The following is a 25,833-nucleotide window of genomic DNA, read 5'->3' on the forward strand; positions in this document are numbered from 1 at the left end:
ACTAGTGTACGAGCTCAGGCTCGGCAGGCTGCTCTTCAACGGGCCTTTCTTCCTGCTTCTTCAGGTAGCTGAACATGATGGGAACGAAGAACAAGGTAGTCACCGTGGCTAGCATGATACCGCCAATCACGGCGCGGCCGAGCGGGGCGTTTTGTTCGCCACCTTCCCCTAGGCCCAGCGACATCGGCAGCAGACCAATCGTCATGGCCAAAGCCGTCATCAACACGGGGCGCAGACGGGTGTAGCCGGCATCCAGCGCCGCGTCGAGGGGCGACAAAGTAGGCTCTTCCTCGCGGCGCTCGTTGGCGAAAGTCACCAGCAAGATACTGTTGGCCGTCGCCACGCCGATGCACATAATGGCACCCATGAGCGAGGGCACGCTGAAGGTGGTTTGGGTCACAAACAGCATCCACAAAATGCCCGACATAGCGCCCGGCAAGGCAGTGATGATGATGAAGGGGTCGAGCCACGATTGGAAGTTGACCACCATGAGCATGTAAACCAGTACGATAGCGCCAATCAGTCCGATGCCTAGGCCAATAAACGACGTGCGCATGCTGTCTATCTGCCCACGAACTGTAATGGTAGTGCCTTTCGGCAGGTTCTTCTCCGTTTCAGCAATGATCTTGCGAATGTCGGTGCTGACGCTACCTAGGTCGCGGCCTTCCACGCTGGCGTACACATCCAGCACGCGCTGAATGTTGTAGTTACTGGCGACGGCCGTTGTTTTGGTGCGGCGCACCACGGCGAAGTTGCTCAGCAGCTGCGTTGCATTCTGCGTGGCGCTGGTCACGCCAATGTTTTGCAACTCATCCAGCGTACCTAGCTCCCTGGTAGGTGTTTGCACGGCCACGGTGTAGTTCACGCCGTTTTGTGGGTTCAGCCACTGGTTGGGGTTGGTCTGGGTGCTGGAGCTGAGGTTCACGAGCACGTTGTTAGCAATATCGCGCTGCGACAAGCCCGCTTGCTGGGCCCGCAAACGGTCCACATCCAAGCGGATCTGCGGCTGGTCGAAGGCTTGGTACACAAAGGCATCCACCACGCCTTCCACGTCGGCAATCTGCTCTTTCAGCTTGGTGGCAATCTTCTGATTGGCTTCCTTGTTACGGCCCACTACCTGAATATCAATCGGGGCGGGCAGACCGAAGTTCAGGGTCTGATTCACAATGTCGGCGGCTTGGAAGAACACGCTCAGGTCGGGGTGCTCTTTTCTCAACCGGCGACGAATCTCGGTGATGTACTCGGCCGTGGGGCCATGCTCTTCCTTCATCGACACCAGAATCTCGCCGTCACCGGCACCGATAGTGGGGTTGTCGCTCAGAATCAAGTTGATCGGTACTACTGGCAGGCCAATGTTATCGAGCACCAGGTCTAGCTCATCGGCCGGAATAACATCGCGAATTACCTTCTCTACTTGGGCAAAGCGGCGTTCTGTTTCCTCCACCCGCGTGCCCGTAGGAACCCGAATGTGCAAGCGCAGTTGACCCGCGTCAACCTTGGGAAAGAAGTTTTGCCCAATGAACGGGTACAAGCAGCCCGAGCACACAAACAGCACGGCGAAGCACGTCACCACGGTGCGGCGGTGGTGCAGGGACCAAGCGAGGGCACCCCGGTAGCTTTCGCGGAACTTCTCGAAGCCATGGTCGAATGCCTTGTGCACGCGCCAGACCCAGCTACGCTCGATGCCTTCGGAGGCACGGCGCTCGGCGTCGGTGATGGGCAACTCGTCGTCTTCCTCGGGCGATAGGCTGGCGTGCTGCTTCTCGTAATTCTCGCGCAGCAACTGCTCTAAGCGAGCTTCCTGAGTACTTACCGGGTGGTCGTCACGCACTTCCGAGCTAGGTAAGTGGGCGCCGCCTTCCTTGTGGTAAATCGGCAGCTCCTTGCGCAGCAGGTACATTACCATCGTCGGTACCAGCGTCCGGGAGAGCAGGTAAGAAGCTAGCATGGCGAAGATGACGGCCATGGCCAGCGGGGCGAAAATGGACGAGGCCGCACCTGCCAGGAAGAACACCGGCACGAACACAATACAGATAGCCAGCGTGGCTACCAAAGCCGGCGTAGCAATCTGCTGGGCGCCATCGAGGATCGAGCGTTTCAGCCCTTTCTTCATGCCCATGTTGCGGTGAATGTTCTCGATTTCCACCGTCGCGTCGTCTACCAGGATACCTACGGCCAGTGACAGGCCGCTCAGGGTCATAATGTTAAGCGTCTGGCCGAGCAGCTTCATCACAATGATGCTGACCAGAATCGACAGCGGAATCGACAGGGCAATGATGAGCGTAGAACGCCACGAACCAAGGAACAGCAGGATCATCAAGCCTGTAAGAGCCGCCGCAATACATGCCTCCGTGACTACCCCTTTAATAGAGGCCTTCACAAAGAAAGACTGGTCGAACAGCAGCTTGATGTTCAGGCCGGCTGGGGCCGAGGCTTCAATCTTGGGTAGCTGCTGCTTCACCCGATCAATGATGTCGAGCGTACTGGCGGCGCCGGTCTTCAGGATCGGGATGATGGCGGTGCGGCGGCCGTTCTGACGCACGATGTTCTGCTGCACCGCGAAGCCTTCATGTACGAAGGCCACGTCGCGAATGTAGATCGTGCGGCCGTCTACTTGCTTGATGGGCAAGTCGTTGAGGGTGGCAATAGCTTCGGGGCTACTGTTGAGGCGTACGTCGTACTCGCGGCTGCCGATCTTGGCCGAGCCGGCCGGCAGTGTGAGGTTCTGGGACGTAAGGGCATTCACTACGTCGTTGGCCGACAAGCCGCGGCCAGCCAGCGCCTCCGGGTTCAGGTCTACCATGATCTGCTTGGGCTTACCGCCGTTGGGCTGCAATACCGAAGCGCCCTGCACTACCGCGAGACCCGGACGAATGAATGCGTTACCCGCGTCGTATAAGTCCGACTCACCTAAGTTGTTGGAACTCAAGCTGGTTTGTGCAATCGGCACGTTGGAAGCCGAGTAGCGGATGATGAGGGGCGGCGTGATGCCAGGGGGCAACACACGCAGCAGCGTCTGAGTAATAGCGGTGAGCTGAGCCACGCCGGCTTCCACGTTGGTGCCGGGCTGGAAAAACACCTTAATCAAGCCCACACCCTTGAGTGACTGCGACTCGATGTGCTCGATGTTGCTAACGGTGGTGGTGAACGCCCGCTCGTTGATAATGACGATCCGCTGGTTCATTTCCTCCGGGCTGATGCCGGCGTACGTCCACACCACGCCCACCACGGGAATGTTGATTTCCGGAAAAATATCGACCGCCATGTTGCGGATGGTCATGATGCCGCCCAGCAAGATCAGCAAGGACATGACCACGAAAGTATACGGGCGCGAAAGCGCCAATCGAACTATCCACATAAACTAGAAAACAAAAGTGGCTTCGACCAAAGGTCCGCCGCGGCGGATGAGGGAAGTATGAAATAGGGGCCTTCTTGCCACTGGGTAGCAGGGATAAGCGCTAGGTAGTGCTAAAACCTTTCAGTGTATAGACATTCCTCTGCGCAAAAAGGACGCATCCAACGTCGAAAAAAACAGAAGCGTAGGGGCACAGAACTACGAGGAACACTTCTAACTGCTTCGTTTGGCTATTGTTATAGTCGTCATCTGATTTCAAGAAAGAAAGTAGCTAGGTCGGCCGTGAGGCAGCGAGATGTTGACAGCAGTACGGCTCATTTCTAAACCCGGCTGTAAAAATAAGATATAATTGTGTAAGTGCTTACGTAATTATTTAAATTTGTTCTATGAATCTCTTTGATGAACTAGGACCTGCCATATTAGGAAGCCGATTGCGTCGTTTGAACGAGGTGATGACCGGCCAAGCGGCAGAGGTGTACGCCCTCTACCAGGAGGTGCCGTTTGAGCCCCGGTGGTTTCCCGTTTTCTATACGGTGGCCTCACAGCCTGGCTTGCACGTGGGCGACGTAGCCGAGCGGATAGGGCAGACGCACGCCGCCGTGAGTCAAGTAGTGAAAGACCTTGTGAAGCACGAACTGGTAAGCGTGCAGCGCGGAGAAGCAGACCAGCGCCGCAGCATCATTACGCTCGCCGATAAGGGCACGAAGCTATGGCCGATCTTGCAGCAGCAAGTTGCTGATGTGCGACGCGCCAACGAGGCCCTGCTCGCCGAAACTCGCCACAACCTTTTGCTAGCCATAGAAGAAATGGAGTATGCCCTGTCGCGCCAGAGCCTAGCCGCGCGGGCCAAGGCGGTGCGCGATGCCCGCATCGCCGACGAGATCCGGCTGCTGGAGTATCAGCCCCAGTACCAACCCGACTTCAAGCGCCTGAATGTTGAGTGGATTGAGCAGTACTTCCGGGTGGAAGAAGCGGATCTGAAAGCCCTCGACCACCCCAACGAGTATATCTTGCAACGCGGCGGCCATATTCTGCTGGCCGAATACCAGGGCCAGATTGTGGGCACGTGCGCCCTGCTCAAGATGGAGGCCGACACGTACGAGCTAGCCAAGATGGCCGTGTCGCCCACCACGCAGGGGCTCGGCATTGGCTTCCGGCTAGGGCAGGCAGCCATCGACAAGGCCCGAAACCTGGGCGCGAAGCGGCTGTACCTAGAAAGTAACACGAAGCTGACGCCAGCCATCAACCTTTACCACAAGCTAGGTTTCGAGAAAACGGTGGACTGCCTACCATCGCCCTACGAGCGGTGCAACATTCAGATGGAATTACTGCTCACCGCCTAGACTCACCCGCATGTACGACCACAAAATTGCCATTGTGCTGAGCCGCGACTTACTCGACTGGCAGAAGCTCAACGTGACGGCCTTTCTGGCTAGTGCTGTTGCCATTCAGTTTCCCGCTACGCACGGGCAGCCCTTGGTGTCGGCGTCTGGTACGCCCTATCTGCCCTTTCTGAAGCACCCGATTTTGGTGTACGGCGCCAATTCGCCGGCCGAGGTGCGCAGGGCTTTCGAGCGCGCCCGTGAGCGGAACGTGCAGCTAGGAGTGTATCCGCGCACTTTATTTGCCACCAAAAACGAGGAAGAAAACTTGCAAGTAGTAGCTCAGCAGGCCGATGAGGAGCTAGAGCTAGTAGGCATCATTCTGTACGGCGAAAACAAGCAAGTTGATAAAGCGCTGCAAGGCTTGAAGTTTCACCCGTAAGCGGCGCTCTTGGCCCGCCAACACGACAAGCTAGCCAGGGAAGCGAGACTTATATACAGTAGCGTCGGATTCCGTTCTGCGACAAGCTGGCGGCGAACAAGGTCCGCGGGTGCAAAGCCCACGAACTTCTGCACTACGGGCCTAGCTACTTACCTAGGTGGGGCTGCAAGGAACGCAACCGGCGGTCAATCCTGCCAGCACCTAGGCTAGCTTAGGTGCCGGCAAGATTGACCGCCGGAATGCATTTTAGAAACTACCTAGGAAATTAGGAACACTGAGTCGAGCCCAAGCAAGTGCAAGCAGCGCCGCAAGACGGGGTCAACTTTGCGAAGCCAGATGCTGGCGCCGCTTTGGCGCAACAATAGCAGCTGCGACACAACGTGGCTGACGCCTAGGGTCCGTTGGCAGCGTAAGTTGTCGCAGTCGATCAGGAGCTGCGGCCGGGGTTGTTGCGCCAAGGCATGAACTAGCTGCGCAGTTTCTACGGCATCTAGGTCTACGGTGAAAATGGAAACAACAGGTTCTGGTTTTGCTGATGCAGGTAGAAATGCGGACATAAGAATAGTGGTATGATGGGTGCAGCGCGTAAGCAGCACTAGCTGCTTGGTCTATCAAACGCTTAGGCGAGCAGGTTGGGTCCCGATTTTCTACGGGTTTTCAGTCCAGGTAAACCCGTAATTCCTTCTCCGTAATTTCCTCCTAGCTTCTGCCGGCTCTTACTGGGGTGGGGGTGGAGGCACAGCGTGTGGTGCCCATGGCGTGGTATACGTAGCTAGCTCAGTAGCAATAAGAACCAGCGTGTAGCTAATCCTTGTGCTGGCAACTGCCGTAGGGTGAGCTTAGGTTGCCGGCGTGCGCGTGTAGCCGCAGGTTTCTATTTCACTTCGTCTCGCCTTCTTTATGAATACTTCGCCAGATCCGCAGCCGCTGCTCAACCATTTTCTCGATCAGTTTGTACACGCCGCCGGAACGCGCGCCGTCTTTGGCGAGCCTGTGGTGCTGCCCTACGCCACGGTTGTGCCGGTGGCCAAAGTGATTTGGGGCTTGGGCGCCGGATTTGGGGGCGGCGGGCGGGCCCAAGCATCCGGTGAGGCCAGCACCACCGGAAGTGGGGGCGGCTATGGGGGCGGCGCCAAAGCCTACCCGGTCGGTGTCATCGATATTCGCCCGGAGCGGACCCGTTTCCTAAGCACCCCGAGCGCAACGCGCCAAGTGCTGTTGGGAGTTGCCCTGGGCATTGCGCTCACGCAGCTGCTAAAGCTCAGCAGCAAGTAGGTAGCCAGCTTTCCATGCGTACGGGTTACGGCAGGGCTTCCGTCGGGGCATTCAACACGGCGGGTGGGGCCGGGGCGTACGACTGCGCAATTAGGTGGGATACTTTCGGCAGCTCGGCACTGCGATGAAACTTGCGTGCCTGTGCCAGCAGGTCGGCTTCTTCGGTGCCTAGGCCGCGCTCGTGCTGCTCTTCGTGCTCGGCCCACGACTCCACCACGAAGTATTCCATCATCCGCTCTGGGTCGGCTAGGTCGGCGTAGAGGCCCACGCGCATGGCCCCTTCGCGGCGACGGATGCGACCTAGCTGCCGCATAATCGTCGTAAAAGCAGGGCGGTCTTCAGGGGCCACGCGGTAGGTAATGGTTACCAGTACGGGGCCATCTTTCTCGGTGGGCTCGTGCACGATGGTGGGCTCGGCCCAATGCTGGGCAATGGTGAAGTCGAGGTTTTCGCCGTTGCGCAGTGAGAACCGGAACACCAATAGCAGCGTTAGCGCCATCCAGATGGCCGCGCCTAGCAAGGCCGCCGGCAAGCCAAACTCGTCGGCCACGGCACCCCACGTAGCGCTACCCAGCGCCATGCCACCCTGGAACACGAAGATGTACACGCCCAAGATGCGGGCCTGCACCCAGTTGGGTACCACCGTCTGGATGGCCACGTTGAAACTGTTCTGGCTCATCATCCAGGCCGCGCCGCCGATGGTAAGCAGCACATACAGAAGCGGGAGCGGCAACCGCGGCGAAAAAGCTAGCCCTAGGCTGACCAAGGCAAACAGCACCGCCGCCAAATTTACGCGCGAGTCGATGCCGAAGGCGCGGTTGAGGCGCGGCAGCAGCAGGGCCGTGACTACCGCGCCCCCGCCCATGCACGAGAGCAGCGCCGAATATACCCCGCCCCCTAGGTGCAGCATCTTATCAACCACCGGCGAAAGCAGGGCAAACACGATGCTCGCGCCAAACGTGTAGGCGAAGGCGCGCACCAGAATATTCTGCACCGGCGGCGAGAAGCGGGCGTAACGCACACCCCCGCGCAACGCCGCCAAGATCCGCTCCCCATCCAGGCCCGAAAAGCTCAGCCCGTGGTTTTCGCGCTTCCAGGTATACACCATATAGATAGTAGCCAGGAAGGACAACCCGTTCAGCAAGAATGCCAAGCCCGGCGACGTATACGCCACCACCAAGCCGCCCAGTGCCGGGCCCAGGGCGCGGGCCAGGTTGAAGCTGATGCTGTTGAGGGTAATAGCGCCGGGCAGCAAGGGCCGCGGTACCAGCTCGGGGGTGGTGGCCCGCCACACGGGGTTATTGAGGGCGCCGCCCACGTCGAGCAGAAACGTCAGGGAAAGCAGGCCCCACGGCGAAATGTGCCCCAGCAGCGTAACGACCGCCAGCAGCATCGCCACCACGCCCATCCAGGCTTGGGTGAACAGCAAAAACCGGCGCCGGTCGACGAGGTCGGCCAGGGCACCGGCGGGCAGGCTGAGCAGGAAGATCGGCAGGGCCGAAGCCGTTTGCATGAGCGCCACCAGCACCGTGGAGGTGGTCAGGTGGGTCATGAGCCACACGGCACCCACATTCTGCATCCACGTACCGATGTTCGACACGAACGACGCAATCCAGAGCATCCGGAAAAATTTTACCCGGAGCGGCGCCCAGGGCGAAACTGGTGCTTGGGAAGCTAGGGTAGGGGATTCGGGCATGGAGAGAAAGTCAACTTGGAGAAAGCCAGAGGTTGCTTACGTAGCCAAAGGAAAGGAGGTGCTAGGCTTTTGGCAGCACACGAACCAAAGCTAGAAGACTAGCACCTAGCTCCCCTCCTTTTTTCAAGGAGGGGCTGGGGGTGGTTCCTGGTCGTTGAACGACAAACTAGCTCTAGTCTTCTAACCCTAGCCGGACCACTCCCAACCCCTCCTTGGAAAAAGGAGGGGAGCTAGGTGCTAGTCTTCTAACCCTAACCAGACCGCCCACAGCATCTCCTTAAAAAAGCAGGGGAACTGCTGGTTTTGGCTCGCGCTTTTAGTGGCTATGATGCAGCTTGGCCGGTTCGGCGCTATTTACTACTTGCAGCTGGCGCACTTCGCCTTTCTCCCAGGCGTTGGCGCCGGGCAGCACGGGCGGTACTTGGATATCAGCGCGCTGGCGGCGCTTCTCGGCCATCGAGACGTGCAGGCGCCGGTCGCGCTGGCCGACCATGGCCGTGTCGATCTGGCCGTCGGCGGTGAAGCCCGCCATGAGCAGGGGCGTACCGAGCGGCAGCTCTTTGTCGCGGTCGGTGTGCCAGGTGTGGAAGGTTTTGCCGTAGGTGGAAGCTAGCTGCTCCATCAGCTCGTGCTCGGCTACATCGGGGAGGCCGGGGGCCACCAGCTCGCCCGATTTTACCTCGTAGGAGTGGCTGTGCCAGAGCTTCTTCTCCTCGGCGGGCAGCTTTTCAAACAGCCGCCGCGAAATGATGTATTCAATGCCCATGATCTTGGCATCCTTGCTGTTGCCATCGTAAATCACCGACTGGATGACGTCTTCGTTGAGCTTGGCGCCGAAGTGGTGCGCCTCCATCTGCCCCGACATGTCGCCGTTGTAGAAGTGGAAGCCGTCGAGGTAAATGTCGAGCTGGCGTAGGGGTTCTTTGCCTTGCAGCACATCGGCGCCTACTTCTAATATTTTTGTTTTTGCCGACTTTTCGGCGCCGGGCGGGGTCACCGGCGATTTGGTGTTTTGGTCGCCGCAGGCGGCTAGCAGGCCGAGGGCCGACAGCAGAAGGTAGGAGGGTACACGCATCAGATAAAGAAAGTAAGTAGATCAGGTGAGGCCTAGGTCTACCTACTCGCAAAGCACGCGACGCGTTCTGGTTCAGCTTGCACGCCGGGCCCCCGCCCGCCGCGCACAGAGGGGTTCCTCGCAGGCGGAGCTCTTAGGTCTTTAGCAGGTTTTCAACAGGCTTTGGGTGCTGGGGCCGGCTGCTTCTTGCCAAACAAAAAAGCCGCTGGCTTCCCTTGAAGCCGAAGGAAAGCAGCCTCCCAGAGTAGCTAGCGGCCGGAGTTGCCGATTAGAAATTTACTCCTGATTAAAAAAGCCCCGAACGATCTGGTGGGCATGCTGCACCCCGCGAAGCAGCTCTCTCGCCTCGTTGTGGACCGTAGTGTTTGCCACTGCAGGAAAAATGCTGCGCGGGGTGCAGCATACGGCCTTTCCTGCGGCTCGGGCAGCAACGAGCTGTAGCACGAAAACCTAGGTCGTAACCGAGGGCGGCTAGCTGCTACCGTTCGTGTTCCGTTGTTGGGCCCGCGGCGCCGTTTACGTCTTTGCCGTTGAGCAAAAACTCGCGCAGCCGATTGATGTGGGCTTTGATCTCGTTCACGCGCTCCTCCTGCTGCACGCTCCACAGGCCTTGGCCGCGACTAGCCATGCTAGTGAGCAGGTTTTTGCGCTCTTCCATCATGCGCAGGGCCACCCACAGGGTTTCTTCCAGCGAATCCTGGGTGCGGTTCAGCAACGACTCGGCGGTGTAGGAGTGGCCCGTGTGGCAACGGTAGCGCAACACATGGCCTTGGTCTACTTGCCACAGGGAGCCGCCGCAGTCGGGGCAGGAGATGGGCACCTGATGGCCTAGCTTGCGTACATCGTCTACTGATCCCACTACTCGTTCCGCAATAGCGGCCTCCATTTTTAAGTCCTCAGGAACGTTGCTTTCAGGAGAAATTTCTTGCTCTACTAGCTCTTGGAGCAAGTAGCCCATGCGGCTCAGGGGCACGACATAGTCGATGGGGACGCTGCGCAAGGCGCTTTCGGGCATGCTCGGGAATTCGGCTTCGCCGGGGTCTTGCACCACCGTGAGGCCGCCGCACCGCCGAATAAAATCGAGGCCGGCCGTGCCATCGTGGAGCATGCCGGTGAGCACCACCCCAATGGCGCCGGCGCCGTACTCAACGGCCGCCGACCGAAACAGGGCGTCGATGGAGGGCCGGAAGTTGTTTTCGTGCGGGCCTTTGGTGATGAGTAGGTGGTGCTCCTTGACCAGCAAGTGCCGGTCGGGCTGGCAGAAATACACGTGGCCCGGCCGGATGTGCGCGCCGTGCTGGGCCACTTCGCAAATGAGGTTGGTGCTATCGTTCAGCCGGTCAACCAAAAAATCCGACGACGAATTGGGGGCTAGGTGCTGCACCACCAAGACGGCCGCGGGCAACGTGGCCGGTAGCTGCGCGAGCAACTCGACCAGGGCCGGCATGCCACCCGCCGAAGTGCCAATAACAATAAGGAAAGAGCTGTGCGTCAACGCTACAGATACGAAAAGTGAGAAATAAGAAAAAATAGCAGCATAAATTACGGGCTTCGCGGTATTTGTGCTGCCTGTCGAGCTAGGTTTTTTGCGAAAAAATAAGGCGCTGAAACTAAAGCACCCGCTGGTTAATTTTACGTAATCCTATGTACGGCGCAAATCCTGCGTAATTTTTCATACCCCTCATACCCCTCATACCCCTCAGCGACTTGCCGCGGGCCGAGCGGTACCGCAATTCTTCATGTCTGATTTTCCTTCTACGTCGTTGGCCGACGACGAGTATGCTCCTGATCAGGAAGCCATTACGGTCGATAAAAGTGTTGGCGACCTAGCTGTCGGGCCGGCGGGTCCGCGCGTGTCACGCGTGCAGGGCTCCGACGACAAGTTTCCTATTGTGGCGATAGGAGGCTCGGCGGGCTCGGTGGTGGCGCTGGAGCAGTTTTTTGCCAAAATACCCGTCAACTGCGGCATGGCCTTCGTGGTGGTTACGCACCAGCTACCCACCCGGGATGGCGAGCTCGCAATGGTGCTGCAGCAGTTTACCTCCCTGCCGGTGGTGCAAGCCGAGGATGGCATGACCGTGCGCGTCAACTACGTGTACGTGATTCCGCCCAGCCAGGAAATGAGCTTGCTCAACGGCCGGCTCCTGCTGTTTTCGCCCACCCAAACAACGGCCCGGCGCTTGCCCATCGACTACTTTCTGCAAAGCCTCGCCCGCGATGCCCGCGACCGGGCCATCAGCATTATCTTCTCCGGCACCGGCTCCGACGGCACCCTAGGGCTGAAGATGGTGATGGAAAACTACGGGATGGTGATGGTGCAGTCGCCTAACACGGCGCAGTACGATGCCATGCCGCGCGCGGCCATCGCTACCGAGTTTGTGGACTATGTGCTGGCGCCCGAAGAAATGCCGCAGGTGCTGCTGGAGTACGTGGAAAGGCCGCTGCTGGCGCGCCCCTCGCGCGCGGAAGCCGAGTCGCAGGAAAAACCGGCCCACGCCCTCGACAAGATTCTGGCCCTGATCCGGGCGCAGACAAACCACGACTTCTCCCTCTACAAGCGCAACACGGTGCTCCGGCGCATTGAGCGGCGCATGAATTCGCACCAGATCAAGACCTTCCCGAGCTATGTGCGCTACCTGCAAGAAAACCCGCAGGAAGTGGAGCAGTTGTTTCGGGAGCTGCTCATCGGGGTAACCAAGTTTTTCCGCGACGCGGAAGCGTTTGAGAGCCTTAAAGCCCACCTGACCCCGTTGCTGCGGCAGAAGCCCAACGATACGGTGCTGCGGGTGTGGTCGCCTGGCTGCTCCACGGGCGAGGAGGCTTACTCGCTGGCCATGTGCCTACTGGAGTGTCTCGATGAGGTGGACGCCAGCAAGTACCTGAAGGTGCAAATCTTCGCCACCGACATCCACGCCGAAAGCATCGACTTTGCCCGCGTCGGCATCTACCCCGAAAACATCACGGCGGATGTAAACCCGGAGCGCCTTCGCCGCTTCTTTCATCGCCACGAAGGGCAGTATCAGATCCGCAAGGAAGTGCGCGATATGGTAGTGTTTGCCGTGCACAACATCAACCGCGACGCGCCCTTCACCAAGCTCGACCTGCTGTGCTGCCGCAACCTGCTGATTTACTTTAGCACGGAGCTGCAAAAGAGCCTGCTGCCTATTTTTCATTATGCCCTCAATCCGAACGGGCTGCTGTTCCTGGGGCCGTCCGAAAACCTGAGCGGCTTTCAGGAGCTGTTCACGCCGCTGGATATTCGGTGGAAAATCTCGCGCCGCCTCGAAACCATTGCGCCCCTCACACGGCTCGTGAACTTCCCGTTTTCGATGTCGCGGCAGCAAACGCCCCTCGCCCTGCCCATGGGCAGCGGCGGCATGGCCGCCCCCCTGCTGAGCCTAGGTCGGCGTAGCGATACTGGCGTCCTGAGCGCCTTGGTGCAGCGCATGCTGCTGGCGCAGTACGCCCCGCCCGCCGTCGTGATTAATGCCAAGGGCGACATTCTGTACGTGAACGGCCGCACGGGCAAGTACCTGGAGCCCGCCCCCGGCCCCAGCGGCATGAACATCTACGACATGGCCCGCGACGAGCTGAACTTCGAGCTGAACACGGCCATTCACAAAGCCACCCAGCAGCAAGAGTCGGTGCAGGTAGACAACGTGCGGGTGAAAACCGAAAGCGGCTACCAGCTGCTGCGCCTGCGCGTGAAGTACTTGCAGGAGCCCGAGCAGCTGCTGGGGATGCTGCTGGTCGCGTTTGAAGACATGCCCACCCCGCGCAAGGTGCGCCAGGGCAAAGCCGAAGCGCCCGGCTCCGACCTGAGCCGTGACGCGGTGGTGGCGGCCCTCGATAAGGAGCTGCAATACACCAAGAACCGCCTCCAGATGACCATTGAGGAAATGGAAAGCAGCCTGGAGGAGTTGAAGAGTACCAACGAAGAGCTGCAATCGGCCAACGAGGAGCTGCAAAGCACCAACGAGGAGGCCATGACCAACAAGGAGGAGCTGCAAAGCCTGAACGAGGAGCTGCTGACCCTGAACATGCAGTACGAAAGCAAGACGGAGGAGCTAGCCCAGGCGGCCAACGACATGCGCAACCTGCTCGATTCCACCGAAATTGCCATCGTCTTCCTGGATAATGACATGATCATCAAGCGGTTTACGCCGCGGGTGGCGCGCATCATCAACCTGTTGCCCTCCGATATTGGCCGCCCCATCACGCACTTCGCCCCCAACATGCGCTACGAGCACCTGGTGGAAGACGTACGCCTGGTGCTCGACCGCCTGACCACGGTGGAAACCATGATCCAGACCACCACGGGCGAGTGGTATGCCATGCGCATTCTGCCCTACCGCACCCTCGACAACTACATCAACGGGGCCGTTATCACCTTCACCGACATTACCAGCCTCAAGCGCCTGGAAGAGCAGCAGCGCACCGACACCACCAACTTCGTGGCCTACGAAGTGGAAAACTCCCTGGGCATGCTGCTGGCCATCAACCGCAACGTGAAGGTGCTGGCGATAAGCCCGGCCTTTGCCAACACCTTTCAGCTCGACGCCAACGCGGTGAAGGGAACGTCGTTGCTGAAGCTCAACAGTGGTGCCTGGAACCAGCCGGCGCTGCGCGACCATATGCTGGAGCTCTTGGCTGGCGAAGTGGAGCGCTTCGACAACGTGACCATCGAAGCGCGTTTCGAGGAGCTAGGTCGCCGCGTTACGTTTGCGTCCCGGCGCGTGGTGCGGCGCCAAGACCAGACCGATTATATCGTGCTGGAAGTGACCGCCATGGAGGAGGTACAACGGTAAAAACCAACCGGGCCGCCGCTGCGGCTAGCTAGCTTTCCTTCTTTGCGGAAAGGGGGCCAGCTGGCCGCAGCGGCGGTTTTTCTTTTTGTTGGCACAAATATTCCTTCTTTGTTGAGGTTGACGTATAGAGGAATAATGCCGAACTAGCCCCGTCAGAGAACGAAAAAAGCAAGCAGGGTAAGCCATGGCTGAATCTGACGATACTGCACTGCAGAACCATAACCAGAATGCCGAGGACTCCCTGAAGCAGCTGCGGCAGCGAGCGGAGCGGCGGCGCGAGCTAGCTACCCAATCCACGAGCAACCGTACATCCGAGGAAATCTCCCAGGTGCTGCAAGAGCTGCAAACGCACCAGATCGAGCTGGAAATGCAGTACGAGGAGCTGCTGCAAGTCCAGAGCGAAGCCCAAACAGCCCGGATCCAATACGAAGACCTGTACGAGTTTGCGCCCATTGGCTACCTGCTGCTCACGTCGGCGGGCGTTATTCAGCAACTCAACCTCGCCGTGACCCAACTCCTGCGCACGGTGCGCCAGCGGTTGCAGAAGCGCCGTTTTCTGTTGTTTATCACTCCAAACTACCGCGACAAGTTCCTGACTTTCTGGGGTGAGGTGCAGCGGAGCGAGCACCGGCAGGTGTGCGAGCTAGAGCTGCAACCCGAAGTAGGAGAGCCCATTTTCGTGCGGCTGGAGGGCATCAGCCTGACCCTGCCGCTGAGCCAAGCCCCGCTGTGCCGTTTGGCCATCATCGATATTACGCAGCAGCACAAAACTACCCAGGCGCTGATAGCCAGCGAGGCTAGGTTCCGGATGCTGTTTGAGCAGAGCAGCGACGCCGTGGTGCTGCTCCAAAACGACCGCTACATCGACTGCAACGCGGCGGCGCTGCGGCTGCTAGGTACCCGGCATAAAAGCGACCTGGTGGGGCACAGCTTTTTGGACAACACCCCCGAGCGGCAACCCAATGGCCAACGTACGCACGAGCTGTTCCGGGAGGCGGTAGAGCAAGCAGTCGTAGCAGGCTCTAAGCGCTACGAAGTAAGCATGTACCGCTTCACGGGCGAGAAAATCTGGATGGAGGCTGTTCTGACGCCCATCCGGCTGGATACGCAGCCCCTGATTCACATCGTATGGCGCGACATCAGCGAGCACAAGCGCGACGTGGAGCGCCTGCGCCAGAGCGAGGCCCAGCTTAGCGCCGCGCTGCGGGCGGGTGGGCTAGGGGTGTGGCGCTGGACCCTGGCGACCGATGCCCTGGAGCTCGACGAGCGGGCCCAGCTGCTCTTCCAGACGCCCCCCACCAAGCACCCCACCTTCGACCTGATCCGGGCCGTGGTGCACCCCGACGACCTCGCCTGGGTGGGGGAGAAGCTCGCTGACATCTTGGCCCACCACCAAGAGTTTGGCTTTCAGCACCGGCTGCTTTTGCCCGATGGCACGGTGCGCTACGTAGACGCCAGCGGCCAAGTGGAGCGCGATGCGCAGCGGCAAGCCGTACGGATCATTGGCCTGGTGCACGATGTGACGGAGCGCGTGCGCCTCGCCGAGGAAACCACGCGCCTGCGCCTACAGCAGCAGCAGGAGGTGCTATCTGCCATTCTGAATACCCAGGAAGAAGAGCGCCGGCGCATTGCGGAGGCCTTGCACAATGGCGTGGGGCAGCTGCTGTACGCCACAAAGCTCAACCTGGAAAACCTAACCGTCAAAAGCTCGGAGCAGCGGAGCGTGGTGATGGAACTGCTCGACGAAGCCATCAGAGCGACGCGTACCATTTCCTTCGAGCTAACCCCAAGAATACTGGAGGACTTTGGGCTGGAAGTCGGGCTGCAGGAGTTCTGCAAGCGCATCCCCAAGCGGAATCTCCACGTGCACATGCAGCTGCACGGCCTGGCGCAGCCGCGCCCCCGCCTACTCGACGTGGCCATTTATCGCATTGTGCAGGAGCTGCTCAACAACGTGATCAAGCACGCCCAGGCGCAGGAGGCGTTTGTGCACGTGGTGCACGAAAACGGCCAGGTGGTTATTTCGGTGGAAGATGATGGCGTCGGTTTTGATTCCAACGCAAGTAGTGCCGTTTCAAAGGGAATTGGGCTGGCCGGCATCCGACAGCGCGTCGACTTACTCGGGGGCACCCTCGCCATCGACTCGCGCCCCGGCCGCGGCACCATCGTCACGATAGAGCTAGCCCTCTGAACCACGGATTCAGCGGATTTTTCGGATTCCACGGATTTTGTGGACGAATATTTGAATTTTAAAGAGTGGCGCCGCTTTAGCGGCGCCACTCTTTATGCTAGTAGATACTCGATATAATGAAGTAACCCGCTGCGTTATTGGTTGTGCCATGCAAGTTCACCGCGCATTAGGCACCGGTTTTCAGGAGGTGATATACCAGCGCAGCTTGGCAGTGGAAATGCAGGAAGCTAGGTTGCCGTTTATCCGTGAAGTTGAGAGGCCGATCTTCTACAAAGGGGTGGAAGTAGGAAGTCGGCGCGTTGATTTCCTAGTAGCTGAGAATGTGCTTGTGGAGCTAAAAGCTATAAGTGAGTTAAATCACGCACACTACGCTCAAGTAATCAACTACTTGGAAGCATACCGACTAGAAGTAGGCTTATTAATCAACTTCGGTGAAACAAGCTTAAAGTACAAACGCTTCCTCAAGAACCAACCTAGGTGATCGTTTGCCGCCAAAGGCGAAAGCAAAAAGCTGCGCTCGTCCACAAAATCCGTGAAATCCGAAGAATCCGTCGAATCCGTGGTTCTGGGCTACAGGCGAATCCCGATGCCCGGCCCGAAGAGGAAGAAGGGCGCGCGCTTGTTCATGAGGTAGCCGCCACCTAGGTACAGCGGAAACGTGAGCTTGGCATCGGAGCGGGTGGGGTACACCGAGCCCAGCACCACGATGCCTAGGTCGCGGCCGACGTTGCCGTCCTGGCTGAGGTTGAACGCGTTGAGGGCCACAAAGCCTGCCCCCACTTTGTAGGGGCGCAGCTTATTGATTTTGGTAGGGTGATAGAAGCTAAGCTGCGCCAGTGTAGCCAGCGAGATACCGCCAAAGGAAGTAAAGCTCGACTCGCCCTTGTATTTGGTGAGCAAGCCGCCCGGAAAGCTGATGTCGATGTCGAACTTCACCCGGCGCTGAAGCACCAGCTCCAGCTTCTGCGTGAAACCGGGTTCCTGATACTGGGCCTGGTTGTGGCGCACCGTCACAATGATGGTGCTCCAGTCGTCGAGGGCGTAGGTTTTGCGGGCCGAAAGCAAGTTGTTGAGGCTGATATTGCCCACTTGGCACTGCTTATCTTGGTAGAAAGCCGCCCGCACCGAGCTTTCATCTGGGCACACCACAATGTTGTCGACGGTGCGCATCTCAATCAGCTCACCCTTCGCGTTTTGCGTGCGAATGTCGAAGCTCAGGTACTGCTTGCCGTAGAGCTGCTTGTCGGAGTCGATGCCGGCCGTGTTGAAGCTAAACACCACGTCGCTGATGGTGCGAGCGTAGAGCACCGGGCCGTTGAGGCGCGTAACCGGCCGCGGCGATTCACCGAACGTCACGCTCACAAAATCGAGCGGGTGCGGGCGCTGAAACTCGCGCACCGCTAGGCTCTGGCCCGTGGGCTGCCCGCCGTTATAGATGGTAATGCGCCGCTTGTCGATGGTGATGGGCACCTGAATACGGTACACGGCCGCCGCGTCGGTGCGGATGCTGGAGTCGGAGGGAATCACCTGCACATCCTCGAAGTGAAACCGCGCCCGCGCCAGCGACTCACCCTCCAGGCGCACGTCCACCGTTTCGCCGGGGCTCACGCTGGTGTTGGTGCTCCAGTCGCTGCCCCGGTGCCGCACGCTCACCGTTTTGATGGCCGTTTGGGGCGCGATGGTGAAGTTGGTGATGTACTTGGGCTGGTCGTTCTCCTTAATATATAAGTAGCTGTCGGTGAGGCGGTGGGTGTTATAAACGCGCACCCAGCACAGCACCCGGTCGTTGGTCAGGTACTGGCGCGTGAAGATTTCAGCAATGAGGGCGCCCCCGGCTTCTTCTTGTTCCTCAACGCGGTAGGTGCGCTTCAGCTCGAAGCTGCGGCCATTATCGAGAATGATTTCTACGCCCCGGCGGCGCGCATTCTCGTCGATGGTTACCTCCTTCTTGTCTACGTTGAGGAAGCGCAGGCGCGAGGCTTTCACGTTGAACTCCTGGCGCAGCGGCGGCAGGGCGTAGCTCAGGCGGCGGTTGTTGTCGGTGAGGAAAGGGCGTTCCGTTTGGGGGCGGGCCGTGAGCACGCGGCTACCTAGGCTGTTGGGCAACACGTGCAGGCGAAGCTGCCCTTTTTCCTGCGTAATGCGGTAGTCGATATCCTGGCCGCGCGTCCACTCGGGGGCGGTGCGCACGTTGATGGGGTTGTTGCTGCGCAGCTCAAATACCTTTTCCTCGCCAATGTACAGGTCGGGGTCGTTCACGCGCAGCTCCACGGTGGTGCGCGTGATTGGCAGCAGACTCACCGACTGCGTACGCAGGCTCTTGCTGGCCGTGTCGCTGGCCTGGGTGAAGGTGAGCTGTAGAAACCGAGCTCCAGTCAGCTCCTTAAAGCGAATCTTGGCGCGGTAGTAACTATTATCAACGGCCGTCACGGAATCAACAAGCTGGAAGTCGGCCGAGCGAACCAGGCGCAGCGGCTTGTCGGCCTGAAACACCGTCGGGTAAATTTGCAGCTCCGCCGTTTCGTCTTCCTTTTGGTAGTAGAAGTACAAATTGGGCTCGCCCTGCACAGTAATGGTGTTCTGGCTCAGGGTGTAGCGCGTGGTGTCGAGGCGCAAGGCTAGGTCGCGCAGCAGGGGCCGAGGTAACTGCGTCTGGGTGGAAAAGGAAGTTTGCGCGTTGGCGGGAAGGAAAGCAACTAGGAGGAGCAGCGAAACGACAGCGCCAACGGCGCCGCGAATACCCAAGAAAAAACGCACTGGCGGTTCAGGTCAGAGAGTGGAGAAAAGCATTAGTGCGCAAAGGTAAAACGCCTTGCCTTTGTACAACAATGGGAAAAACTAGGCTTTTGCCCGCAAGGAGCGCGCCAACTTGGAAAAAAATGGCGTTGCGCGCCAGAAGCTAGGTGCCCGGAGCCCATCAGACCAAGCCCCGCGCGGAAGCATGCAGGCCCGGCTACCGCGCCGTGGCCGGGCAACTGTGCTTGCGTAAAAAGGTTTTCCGGCGCCGGGGCAAACCCTGCTTAATGCTTAGCGCGCAGGGAATAAAGGCAACCCAACCGGCGCCGATGCGGTACTAGGCTGAATAGGCTTTTGGCCCCAGATTATACTCTCTTCTATGACAAAGCATACCTACGACCTAGGTCTGATCGGCAACTGCGCCTACCTCGCCCTCATCCGCAAAGACACGTCGGTGGCGTGGCTGTGCTGGCCGCGCTTCGATAGCAGCTTCATCTTCGGCGACTTGCTCGATAGCAAAAAGGGCGGCGAGTTCAGCGTTCGGCCCGCCGAAAAGCAGTTCACGTCGAGCCAGTACTACGTGGAAAATACCAACGTGCTGTGCACCGAAATCGAAGACATAAACGGGCGCTACCGCGTCACCGACTTCGCCCCGCGCTTCTCGCAGTACGACCGGTACTACAAGCCCCTGATGATTGTCCGGAAGATCGAGCCGCTGTCGGGCATGCCGCGGGTGCAGGTGACCTGCAACCCCGTCGGCGAGTACGGCAGCCTACAGCTCAGTCGCCGCCGCAGCTCTAACCACATCGCCTACCTAGGTTTGGACGAAGAAATTCGCCTCACCACCGACATTCCGCTCACCTACATCATCGACCAGGAGTGCTTCGTGCTGAATGAGACCAAGTACCTCGTGCTGACGTACGGCGCGCCGCTGGAAGCTTCGCTGGGAAAAACCGTTGAGCAGTTTTTGCGCAATACCCTGCAATACTGGCAAACCTGGGTGAAGAGTACCAGCATCAGCAACTTCTACCAGGACCAGGTAATCCGCTCGGCCCTTGCCCTGAAGCTACACCAGTACGAAGACACCGGCGCCATCATTGCGGCGACCACCACCAGCTTGCCCGAGGCGCCCGGCAGCACCCGCAACTGGGACTACCGCTACTGCTGGATGCGCGACACGTATTATATCCTGACGGCCTTCAACAACATCGGCCACTTTGAGGAGGTGGAACGTTACTTCCAGTACATCGCCAACATCTCGACCAAGGTGCAGGACAAATACCAGCCCCTCTACGGTATTGGCGGCACAAGCAAACTGGTGGAGCAGGAGCTGGACCTAGAAGGCTACCTAGGCAACAAGCCCGTGCGCATCGGCAACGATGCCTATACCCACATCCAGAACGACGTGTACGGGCAGGTGCTGGTGGCGCTGCTGCCGCTCTACGTTGACCGCCGGTTCCGCGATGATGAGCGGGTGAACTCCTCACGCATGATGTACGAGGCGCTGCGCATGATCAAGGAAACCATGAACATGCCCGACGCGGGCCTGTGGGAGTTCCGGCACATTGCCCAGTACCATTGCTACACGTACCTGTTCCACTGGGCGGGTGCGCACGCAGCGTGCAAAGTGGCTAGCTACCTCCAAAACAAGGACATGGAGAAGCTGGCAAAAGAACTCATGCGCGAAGCCGCCGAGAAAATAGAAGCTTGCTACGACCCGGCGCAAGGGGCGTACACCAACGCCATCGGCTCGCCCCACCTCGATGCCAGCGGCTTGCAACTCATCCTGATGGGCTACCTCGATCCTACGTCTGAGCGGGCCAAGACGCACGTTGAGGCGTTGGAAAAAGCGTTGAAGACCCCCGAAGGCCTTTTCTACCGCTACCGTCACCCCGACGACTTCGGCACCCCCGAAACGACCTTCCTGATCTGCTCTTTCTGGTACGTGGAAGCCCTGGCCGTGATTGGTCGCCTAGAGGATGCGAAGCGGGAGTTTGAAAAGCTCATCACCTACACCAACCACCTAGGTCTGCTCTCGGAGGATGTAGACGCCAAAACGGGTAGCCAGTGGGGCAACTTCCCCCAAGCCTATAGCCACGTGGGCTTGATGAACGCCGCATACCGGATTTCCAAGAAGCTAGACCGCCCGAACTTCCTGTAACATCCCAAAACCTAGGGCAGACAAAAAGGGCGACGGTGCATAACCGTCGCCCTTTTTGTCTGCCCTAGGTTTTCTAGGAAAGGCTTACAGCAGCGCCCGCAACGTGCGGCGCACCTCATTGGTAGTGCTCAGATGATACAGCGCCAACGAGCGGCCCGTGCCCCCGACTTTCACCGTGAAGGCGTCTTCGGGCATGGCGCGGAAGGTATCTTCATCGGTACGGTCATCACCCATGGCCAGGATGAAGTTTGCCTCGGGGTAGTTTGCCAACCACCGGGCAGCGGCTACGCCTTTATTAACGCCGGTACTTTTTACCTCGACCACCTTGTTGCCTTCCATCACTTGCAAGTCGTTGTTGGTAGCCAAGAAGTTGAGGTGCGAAATCAACTCGCGGGCGCGCACGGCGGCTAGCTCGGCATCGGCGCGGCGGTAGTGCCACACCAGCGAGTAGTCTTTCTCCTCGATAAAGGAACCCGCCGTCCGGCTGACGTGCATGGCCAGGATAGGACGAATTTCCAGTTTCCAGTCGCTGCGCAGGGCCTGCGCCATCGTCCATTCCTCATCCCGGCTCTTGTACCACACGCCGTGCTCGGCAATGAAGTCGAGCGGCAGGTGGCCAAGCCATTCCTGCAAAGTGCTGCGGTCGCGCCCGCTGATGATAACCACCCGGTTGTTCTCGTCGGCGCTCAGGGCCCGTAGCAACTGGAGCAGGTCTTCGTCGGGACGAGCTTTCTGCGGGTTTTTGGTGAAAGGAGCTAGGGTGCCATCATAGTCCAGGAACAACAGGCGTTGCTTGGCTTTTCTGTACTTCTCCACCATCTCATGCAGCACTTCCGCATCAAGCTTGGTAGTGGCCAGCGTTTGCTGCTTGATTTTGCTGTAAGTGAGGCGGTCCATGAAGAGCTGAACCCAATGGTGCACGTTGTATTGCTGCACCAGCGCCTGCATGCTCGCCATGCGCTGCCGCTGCTCTTGCTCCGGCATGATCAAGGCCTCGTGCATGGCCTCCGCTACCTGCGGCATGTCACTGGGGTTGATGATAATAGCATCGGAAAGCTCGCGCGCCGCACCCGCCCGCTCGCTCAGGATCAGAACGCCCGGCCGGTCGCCTTTGCAAGCCACGAATTCTTTCGCTACCAGGTTCATGCCGTCGCGCATGGGCGTCACGAGGGCTACTTCGGCTAGGCGGTACAGCCCAGCTAGGTCTTCAATCGGGAAGGAGCGGTAGAAGTACTGCACCGGGTTCCACGACAGGGTGCGGTAGGTGCTGGTGATGCGGCCCACCAGCTCATCGATTTCTTCCTTCAGCTCCTTATACTTCTCTACTTGGTCGCGGGAAGGTACCACTAGCATAAACAGGGTTACCTGCTCGCGCCACTCGGGGTAGCGCTGGAGCATCAACTCGTAGGCAAGCAAACGCTGGGCAATGCCCTTCGTGTAATCAAGCCGGTCGATGGATAGAATGACGCGCACGTTGCCGAGGGCTTCCCGGTAGGTCTGCTCGCTTTGAATAGCGGCCTGCGAGGCTGCTAGCTCCGCATACTTATCATAGTCGATGCCCATCGGGAAAGCGTCCACCAGCACACTGCGGGTCCCGGCTTCGATCATCCCGTTTTGGCTGGAGTAGCCAAGTAGCTGCGACACCGCACTCAGGAAGTGGCGCATGTAGCCGTAGGTGTGGAAGCCGATTAGATCGGCACCTAGCATGCCTTTCAGTAGCTGCTCGCGCCATGGCATCGCCCGGATGATTTCGTGCGAGGGAAACGGGATGTGCAGGAAAAAGCCGATGCTGCTGTCGGGCCGCGCTTTGCGCACCATCTCGGGCAGGAGCAGGAGCTGGTAGTCGTGCACCCAAATGGTGTCTTCGGGGCCAGCTTCCTGAAGCACGGCCTCGCAGAATTTCTCGTTGACGGCCACGTACGCCTCCCACTGCTGCTGATCAAAGACGGCGTATTGGCTGAAGTAGTGGAAGGTAGGCCACAGCGTCTCGTTGCTAAACCCCTCGTAGAAATCCCGGATTTCCGTTTCCGTCAGGAACACAGGACGCATGCTATCGGCTTGTAGCTGGTCTATCACGTGCTGCTGTTCGGCTGGCTCTTCTACCACAAGGCCAGGCCAGCCAATCCAGATATTTCCATCGGCACGATAAATAGAGCCCAACCCTGTTGCCAATCCTCCTTCGCTCGGTGTGAAATCTAATCCTCCCTCGGTGCGATGAGCCTTTGTAGGCAAGCGGTTGGAAACAATAATCGTTCGAGACATAGATGCTAAAGTTTGTTTTCAGTCCATCTACATACGGTAAGAATGGCCTTTTTGCCGAAAGTATTTGCTAGGTAGCCTCGCTCACAGCTCCAAACGCCACGTTAGCGCCCAGCATCAATGCCTCAGAGAAAGGGTACTACAAGAAAGCTAGGGCCTAGAGAATAGGTTGCAAACCTAGGTAGGCGATGAAGCAAGAACGACCAAGTAGAGTATTCCCAGAATCGGTAGGACAGAGCGCCGCAGATGCCCTAGCGTTACTGCGTTGATACGCCTGCTTCCCACGGTAGTAGTAAACGGAGAGCTTGCACTCTATTTAGAACGCATTAAAATAAATTAATAGAAGTAATTATTGAAAAAGTTAGAAAAATACGGTTTTGCACTCTTCGCCCACGCCGGGAGCATTACTTCTGGATAGGAACCAGGTAAGTATAAGTTGTTCTTTACTGATAAACGCGATAAAAGCTTACTGGCACTTGTTCAGGCAGATATATGTTTTCTAGTAATATTTAAGGATTAAATAAAACATATTTATAAATACTACCGTATATTTACTATGTTCTACGGTGTGGCTGGTTCGAGTTTTGAAGCAGACGCGGTTTCGCCCCCTATCTACGCTGCTACCCACCCAAAAAGCGGACAGTCAGAAGCCTAAGGAAACTTGGTTTCTGCTCTGCGCCGCAACTCACGTGTCTATGATATTATTTACTCTTACCCCATCTGGCCAGACTCGCGTGTCCGCGCAGAAGATGGTACGTACTCTAGGTCTTGCTAACCTTTGCCTCCTATTCGGGGTAGGAACCGTTCTTGCCCAAGCCCCCACGCTTAGCAGTGTGTCGCCTGCCCGTAATGCTCGGGCTGTGTCGGTCACGACGGCCATCACGGCAACTTTCAGCCAAGCTTTGCGCCCGCTTGGAAGTCAACAAGGGCCCATTCTGCAAGCTTTCAGCAGCCAAGCTAGCCGGGCCAAAAGCAGTATCACCTGCACAGGCAATACGCTCAAATACACGCCTAGCAGTAGCTTTAAGCCCGGCGAAACTATTTTTGCTACTATCACCACAGCCGCGCAGAGCAGCAGCGGGGAGCACCTAGCTGCCCCACAGGTATTCCAGTTTACTACGGCTACCAGCCCCAGCACAGGTACCTTCGGCGGTGGCTCCGACCCGGTGGTGGGCGACAACGCGACCAGCGTGACCCTGGGGGACCTAGATGGCGATGGGGACCTCGACATGCTGACGGCCAACTACAACACCGACGGTACAGTGAGCGTGCGCCTCAACGACGGCCGGGGTAACTTCACTGGCAAGCAGGAAGTGAAAGTTGGCTACGGCCCCTACCAAGTGGTTCTCAGCGACGTAGATAATGACGGCGACTTAGATTTGCTCACGGCCAATGCCAATACCGTTGTTAGTACCGTGAGCGTGCGTCTGAACAACGGCAAAGGAACCTTCGGCGGCGCACAGGAAGTCAAGACCGGTGAAAACCCGCACGCCCTCGCGCTGGCCGACGTAGACGGGGATGGTGACCTCGATTTATTGGTAGCCAACTACGTAGACAGTAGCAGCAACTACACGAGCAGTACTGTGAGCGTCCGCCTCAACAATGGCACCGGTGAATTTGCTTCTCAGGGGCAAGAGGTAATGGTAGGCACGCGCCCCATGGGGGTAGCAGCCGGCGACCTAGACAACGATGGGGATATTGATTTTGTGACGGTTAACTCCAACATCACGACGGCCAGCGTGCGCCTGAACAACGGCAGAGGCATATTTGGCGGTGGCCAGGAGGTAAACGTAGGCGTGAGTCCGCACGCAGTTAAGCTCGGCGACATCGACGGCGACGGCGACCTGGACTTGGTAACGGGCGACTTGAACACGAACACAGTTAGCATCCGCTTCAACAACGGTTCTGGCTCATTTAGCGACGGGCAGACCGTTACACTTAGTACGGGAGCTCGCAGCATCGCGCTGGGCGACGTGGATGGTGACGGTGACTTAGATTTGCTCGCGGCTACTTACACGGGCAACAAAGTGGAGGTGCATATGAACAATGGCACTGGGGCTTTCACCAACAAGCAGGAAGTGAGTGTGGGCGAGGGCCCCTACAGCCTAGCCCTCGGCGACGTAGATGGTGACGGCGACCTAGATTTTGCTACGGTAAACAACACGAGCAAAACGGTGAGCGTCCGGCTGAACCAGAACGACAATAAAAGGCTGGCCGAAGAAGTAAGCATCTATCCAAATCCGGCGCACCTAAAAGCCCAGATGATCCTACCCGCCCGTCTTGGTAACCAAGCGCTGCACATGCGTATTATCAACGTGGTAGGCCAGACCATGATTGAGCGCGACCTGACGGTTGAGCAATTGATGATGCCTTCGGGCTTGGTGCTCAAAAGCCTAGCTAACGGCGTATACTATGTTTGCCTCGATACCAGCGAAGGCCGCGTAATCAAGCGCGTAGTGGTGGAGAAGTAAGCTGCTCGTACGCCAACAAAAAAGCCGGTCAGACGACCAGCT

15 protein-coding genes are annotated in these 25,833 nt (G+C 58.4%); 8 read left to right on the forward strand and 7 right to left on the reverse strand.

The window, feature by feature from the left end:
* Position 1: 1 nt before the first annotated feature.
* Positions 2-3,358 (reverse strand): efflux RND transporter permease subunit, encoded by a 3,357-nt coding sequence (locus BXP70_RS16515; protein WP_086595207.1) that lies wholly within the window; start codon positions 3,356-3,358, stop codon positions 2-4.
* A gap of 383 nt (positions 3,359-3,741) precedes the next feature.
* Between BXP70_RS16515 and BXP70_RS16520 the strand changes: the two genes are divergently transcribed.
* Entirely contained in the window at positions 3,742-4,698 is a 957-nt protein-coding gene (locus BXP70_RS16520; protein WP_086595208.1) for a bifunctional helix-turn-helix transcriptional regulator/GNAT family N-acetyltransferase, read from the forward strand.
* A gap of 10 nt (positions 4,699-4,708) precedes the next feature.
* Positions 4,709-5,119, forward strand: coding sequence for a DUF2000 domain-containing protein (locus tag BXP70_RS16525; protein ID WP_086595209.1), 411 nt, complete (start codon positions 4,709-4,711; stop codon positions 5,117-5,119).
* Between the two features lie 257 nt (positions 5,120-5,376).
* On the opposite strand, the gene BXP70_RS16530 is transcribed toward BXP70_RS16525, so the two are convergent.
* On the reverse strand, positions 5,377-5,676 hold the full coding sequence (locus BXP70_RS16530; protein ID WP_086595210.1) for an anti-sigma factor antagonist: 300 nt from the start codon (positions 5,674-5,676) through the stop codon (positions 5,377-5,379).
* Between the two features lie 343 nt (positions 5,677-6,019).
* Here BXP70_RS16530 and BXP70_RS16535 point away from each other — a divergent pair, with 343 nt between their 5' ends.
* Entirely contained in the window at positions 6,020-6,394 is a 375-nt protein-coding gene (locus BXP70_RS16535; RefSeq protein WP_086595211.1) for a spore germination protein GerW family protein, read from the forward strand.
* A 25-nt stretch (positions 6,395-6,419) separates the two neighbouring features.
* On the opposite strand, the gene BXP70_RS16540 is transcribed toward BXP70_RS16535, so the two are convergent.
* The 3 genes from BXP70_RS16540 to BXP70_RS16550 form a co-directional block, all read right to left on the reverse strand.
* Positions 6,420-8,090 carry an MFS transporter gene (locus BXP70_RS16540; protein WP_086595212.1) on the reverse strand — a complete coding sequence of 557 codons (1,671 nt, stop codon included), beginning with the start codon at positions 8,088-8,090 and terminating at the stop codon, positions 6,420-6,422.
* Between the two features lie 316 nt (positions 8,091-8,406).
* The gene (locus tag BXP70_RS16545; protein WP_086595213.1) at positions 8,407-9,165 is read right to left on the reverse strand and encodes an OBAP family protein; all 759 of its coding nucleotides are present in this window, start codon (positions 9,163-9,165) and stop codon (positions 8,407-8,409) included.
* 478 nt (positions 9,166-9,643) lie between these two features.
* Entirely contained in the window at positions 9,644-10,660 is a 1,017-nt protein-coding gene (locus BXP70_RS16550; RefSeq protein WP_086595214.1) for a chemotaxis protein CheB, read from the reverse strand.
* Positions 10,661-10,904: 244 nt separating this feature from the next.
* Between BXP70_RS16550 and BXP70_RS16555 the strand changes: the two genes are divergently transcribed.
* From BXP70_RS16555 to BXP70_RS16565, 3 genes are all read left to right on the forward strand, one after another.
* Positions 10,905-13,973 (forward strand): CheR family methyltransferase, encoded by a 3,069-nt coding sequence (locus tag BXP70_RS16555; RefSeq protein WP_086595215.1) that lies wholly within the window; start codon positions 10,905-10,907, stop codon positions 13,971-13,973.
* A gap of 184 nt (positions 13,974-14,157) precedes the next feature.
* Positions 14,158-16,164 carry a sensor histidine kinase gene (locus BXP70_RS16560; protein WP_086595216.1) on the forward strand — a complete coding sequence of 669 codons (2,007 nt, stop codon included), beginning with the start codon at positions 14,158-14,160 and terminating at the stop codon, positions 16,162-16,164.
* A gap of 94 nt (positions 16,165-16,258) precedes the next feature.
* Entirely contained in the window at positions 16,259-16,645 is a 387-nt protein-coding gene (locus BXP70_RS16565) for a GxxExxY protein (RefSeq protein WP_086595217.1), read from the forward strand.
* A gap of 89 nt (positions 16,646-16,734) precedes the next feature.
* Here the strand turns inward: BXP70_RS16565 and BXP70_RS16570 are convergent, their stop codons facing one another.
* Complete coding sequence (locus tag BXP70_RS16570) at positions 16,735-18,921, reverse strand: hypothetical protein (protein ID WP_086595218.1); 2,187 nt, start codon at positions 18,919-18,921, stop codon at positions 16,735-16,737.
* A 358-nt stretch (positions 18,922-19,279) separates the two neighbouring features.
* Here BXP70_RS16570 and BXP70_RS16575 point away from each other — a divergent pair, with 358 nt between their 5' ends.
* A complete protein-coding gene (locus tag BXP70_RS16575; protein ID WP_086595219.1) occupies positions 19,280-21,061 on the forward strand; it encodes a glycoside hydrolase family 15 protein in 1,782 nt (593 codons plus the stop codon).
* Positions 21,062-21,145: 84 nt separating this feature from the next.
* Here the strand turns inward: BXP70_RS16575 and BXP70_RS16580 are convergent, their stop codons facing one another.
* Entirely contained in the window at positions 21,146-23,323 is a 2,178-nt protein-coding gene (locus BXP70_RS16580; RefSeq protein ID WP_086595220.1) for a bifunctional alpha,alpha-trehalose-phosphate synthase (UDP-forming)/trehalose-phosphatase, read from the reverse strand.
* A 692-nt stretch (positions 23,324-24,015) separates the two neighbouring features.
* Here BXP70_RS16580 and BXP70_RS16585 point away from each other — a divergent pair.
* Positions 24,016-25,791, forward strand: coding sequence for an FG-GAP-like repeat-containing protein (locus BXP70_RS16585; protein ID WP_143436539.1), 1,776 nt, complete (start codon positions 24,016-24,018; stop codon positions 25,789-25,791).
* Positions 25,792-25,833 lie beyond the last annotated feature (42 nt).

Origin of the sequence: Hymenobacter crusticola (assembly GCF_002154225.1) — a bacterium.
GTDB classification, from domain to species: domain Bacteria; phylum Bacteroidota; class Bacteroidia; order Cytophagales; family Hymenobacteraceae; genus Hymenobacter; species Hymenobacter crusticola.

Excerpts from the sequence above, each read along its gene's own strand:
- BXP70_RS16580 (WP_086595220.1), bottom strand. The coding sequence starts at position 23,323 with ATGTCTCGAACGATTATTGTTTCCAACCGCTTGCCTACAAAGGCTCAT.
- BXP70_RS16560 (WP_086595216.1), top strand. The coding sequence starts at position 14,158 with ATGGCTGAATCTGACGATACTGCACTGCAGAACCATAACCAGAATGCC.
- BXP70_RS16545 (WP_086595213.1), bottom strand. The coding sequence starts at position 9,165 with ATGCGTGTACCCTCCTACCTTCTGCTGTCGGCCCTCGGCCTGCTAGCC.
- BXP70_RS16530 (WP_086595210.1), bottom strand. The coding sequence starts at position 5,676 with ATGTCCGCATTTCTACCTGCATCAGCAAAACCAGAACCTGTTGTTTCC.
- BXP70_RS16555 (WP_086595215.1), top strand. The coding sequence starts at position 10,905 with ATGTCTGATTTTCCTTCTACGTCGTTGGCCGACGACGAGTATGCTCCT.
- BXP70_RS16520 (WP_086595208.1), top strand. The coding sequence starts at position 3,742 with ATGAATCTCTTTGATGAACTAGGACCTGCCATATTAGGAAGCCGATTG.
- BXP70_RS16515 (WP_086595207.1), bottom strand. The coding sequence starts at position 3,358 with ATGTGGATAGTTCGATTGGCGCTTTCGCGCCCGTATACTTTCGTGGTC.
- BXP70_RS16540 (WP_086595212.1), bottom strand. The coding sequence starts at position 8,090 with ATGCCCGAATCCCCTACCCTAGCTTCCCAAGCACCAGTTTCGCCCTGG.
- BXP70_RS16585 (WP_143436539.1), top strand. The coding sequence starts at position 24,016 with ATGATATTATTTACTCTTACCCCATCTGGCCAGACTCGCGTGTCCGCG.
- BXP70_RS16575 (WP_086595219.1), top strand. The coding sequence starts at position 19,280 with ATGACAAAGCATACCTACGACCTAGGTCTGATCGGCAACTGCGCCTAC.
- BXP70_RS16565 (WP_086595217.1), top strand. The coding sequence starts at position 16,259 with ATGCTAGTAGATACTCGATATAATGAAGTAACCCGCTGCGTTATTGGT.
- BXP70_RS16525 (WP_086595209.1), top strand. The coding sequence starts at position 4,709 with ATGTACGACCACAAAATTGCCATTGTGCTGAGCCGCGACTTACTCGAC.
- BXP70_RS16535 (WP_086595211.1), top strand. The coding sequence starts at position 6,020 with ATGAATACTTCGCCAGATCCGCAGCCGCTGCTCAACCATTTTCTCGAT.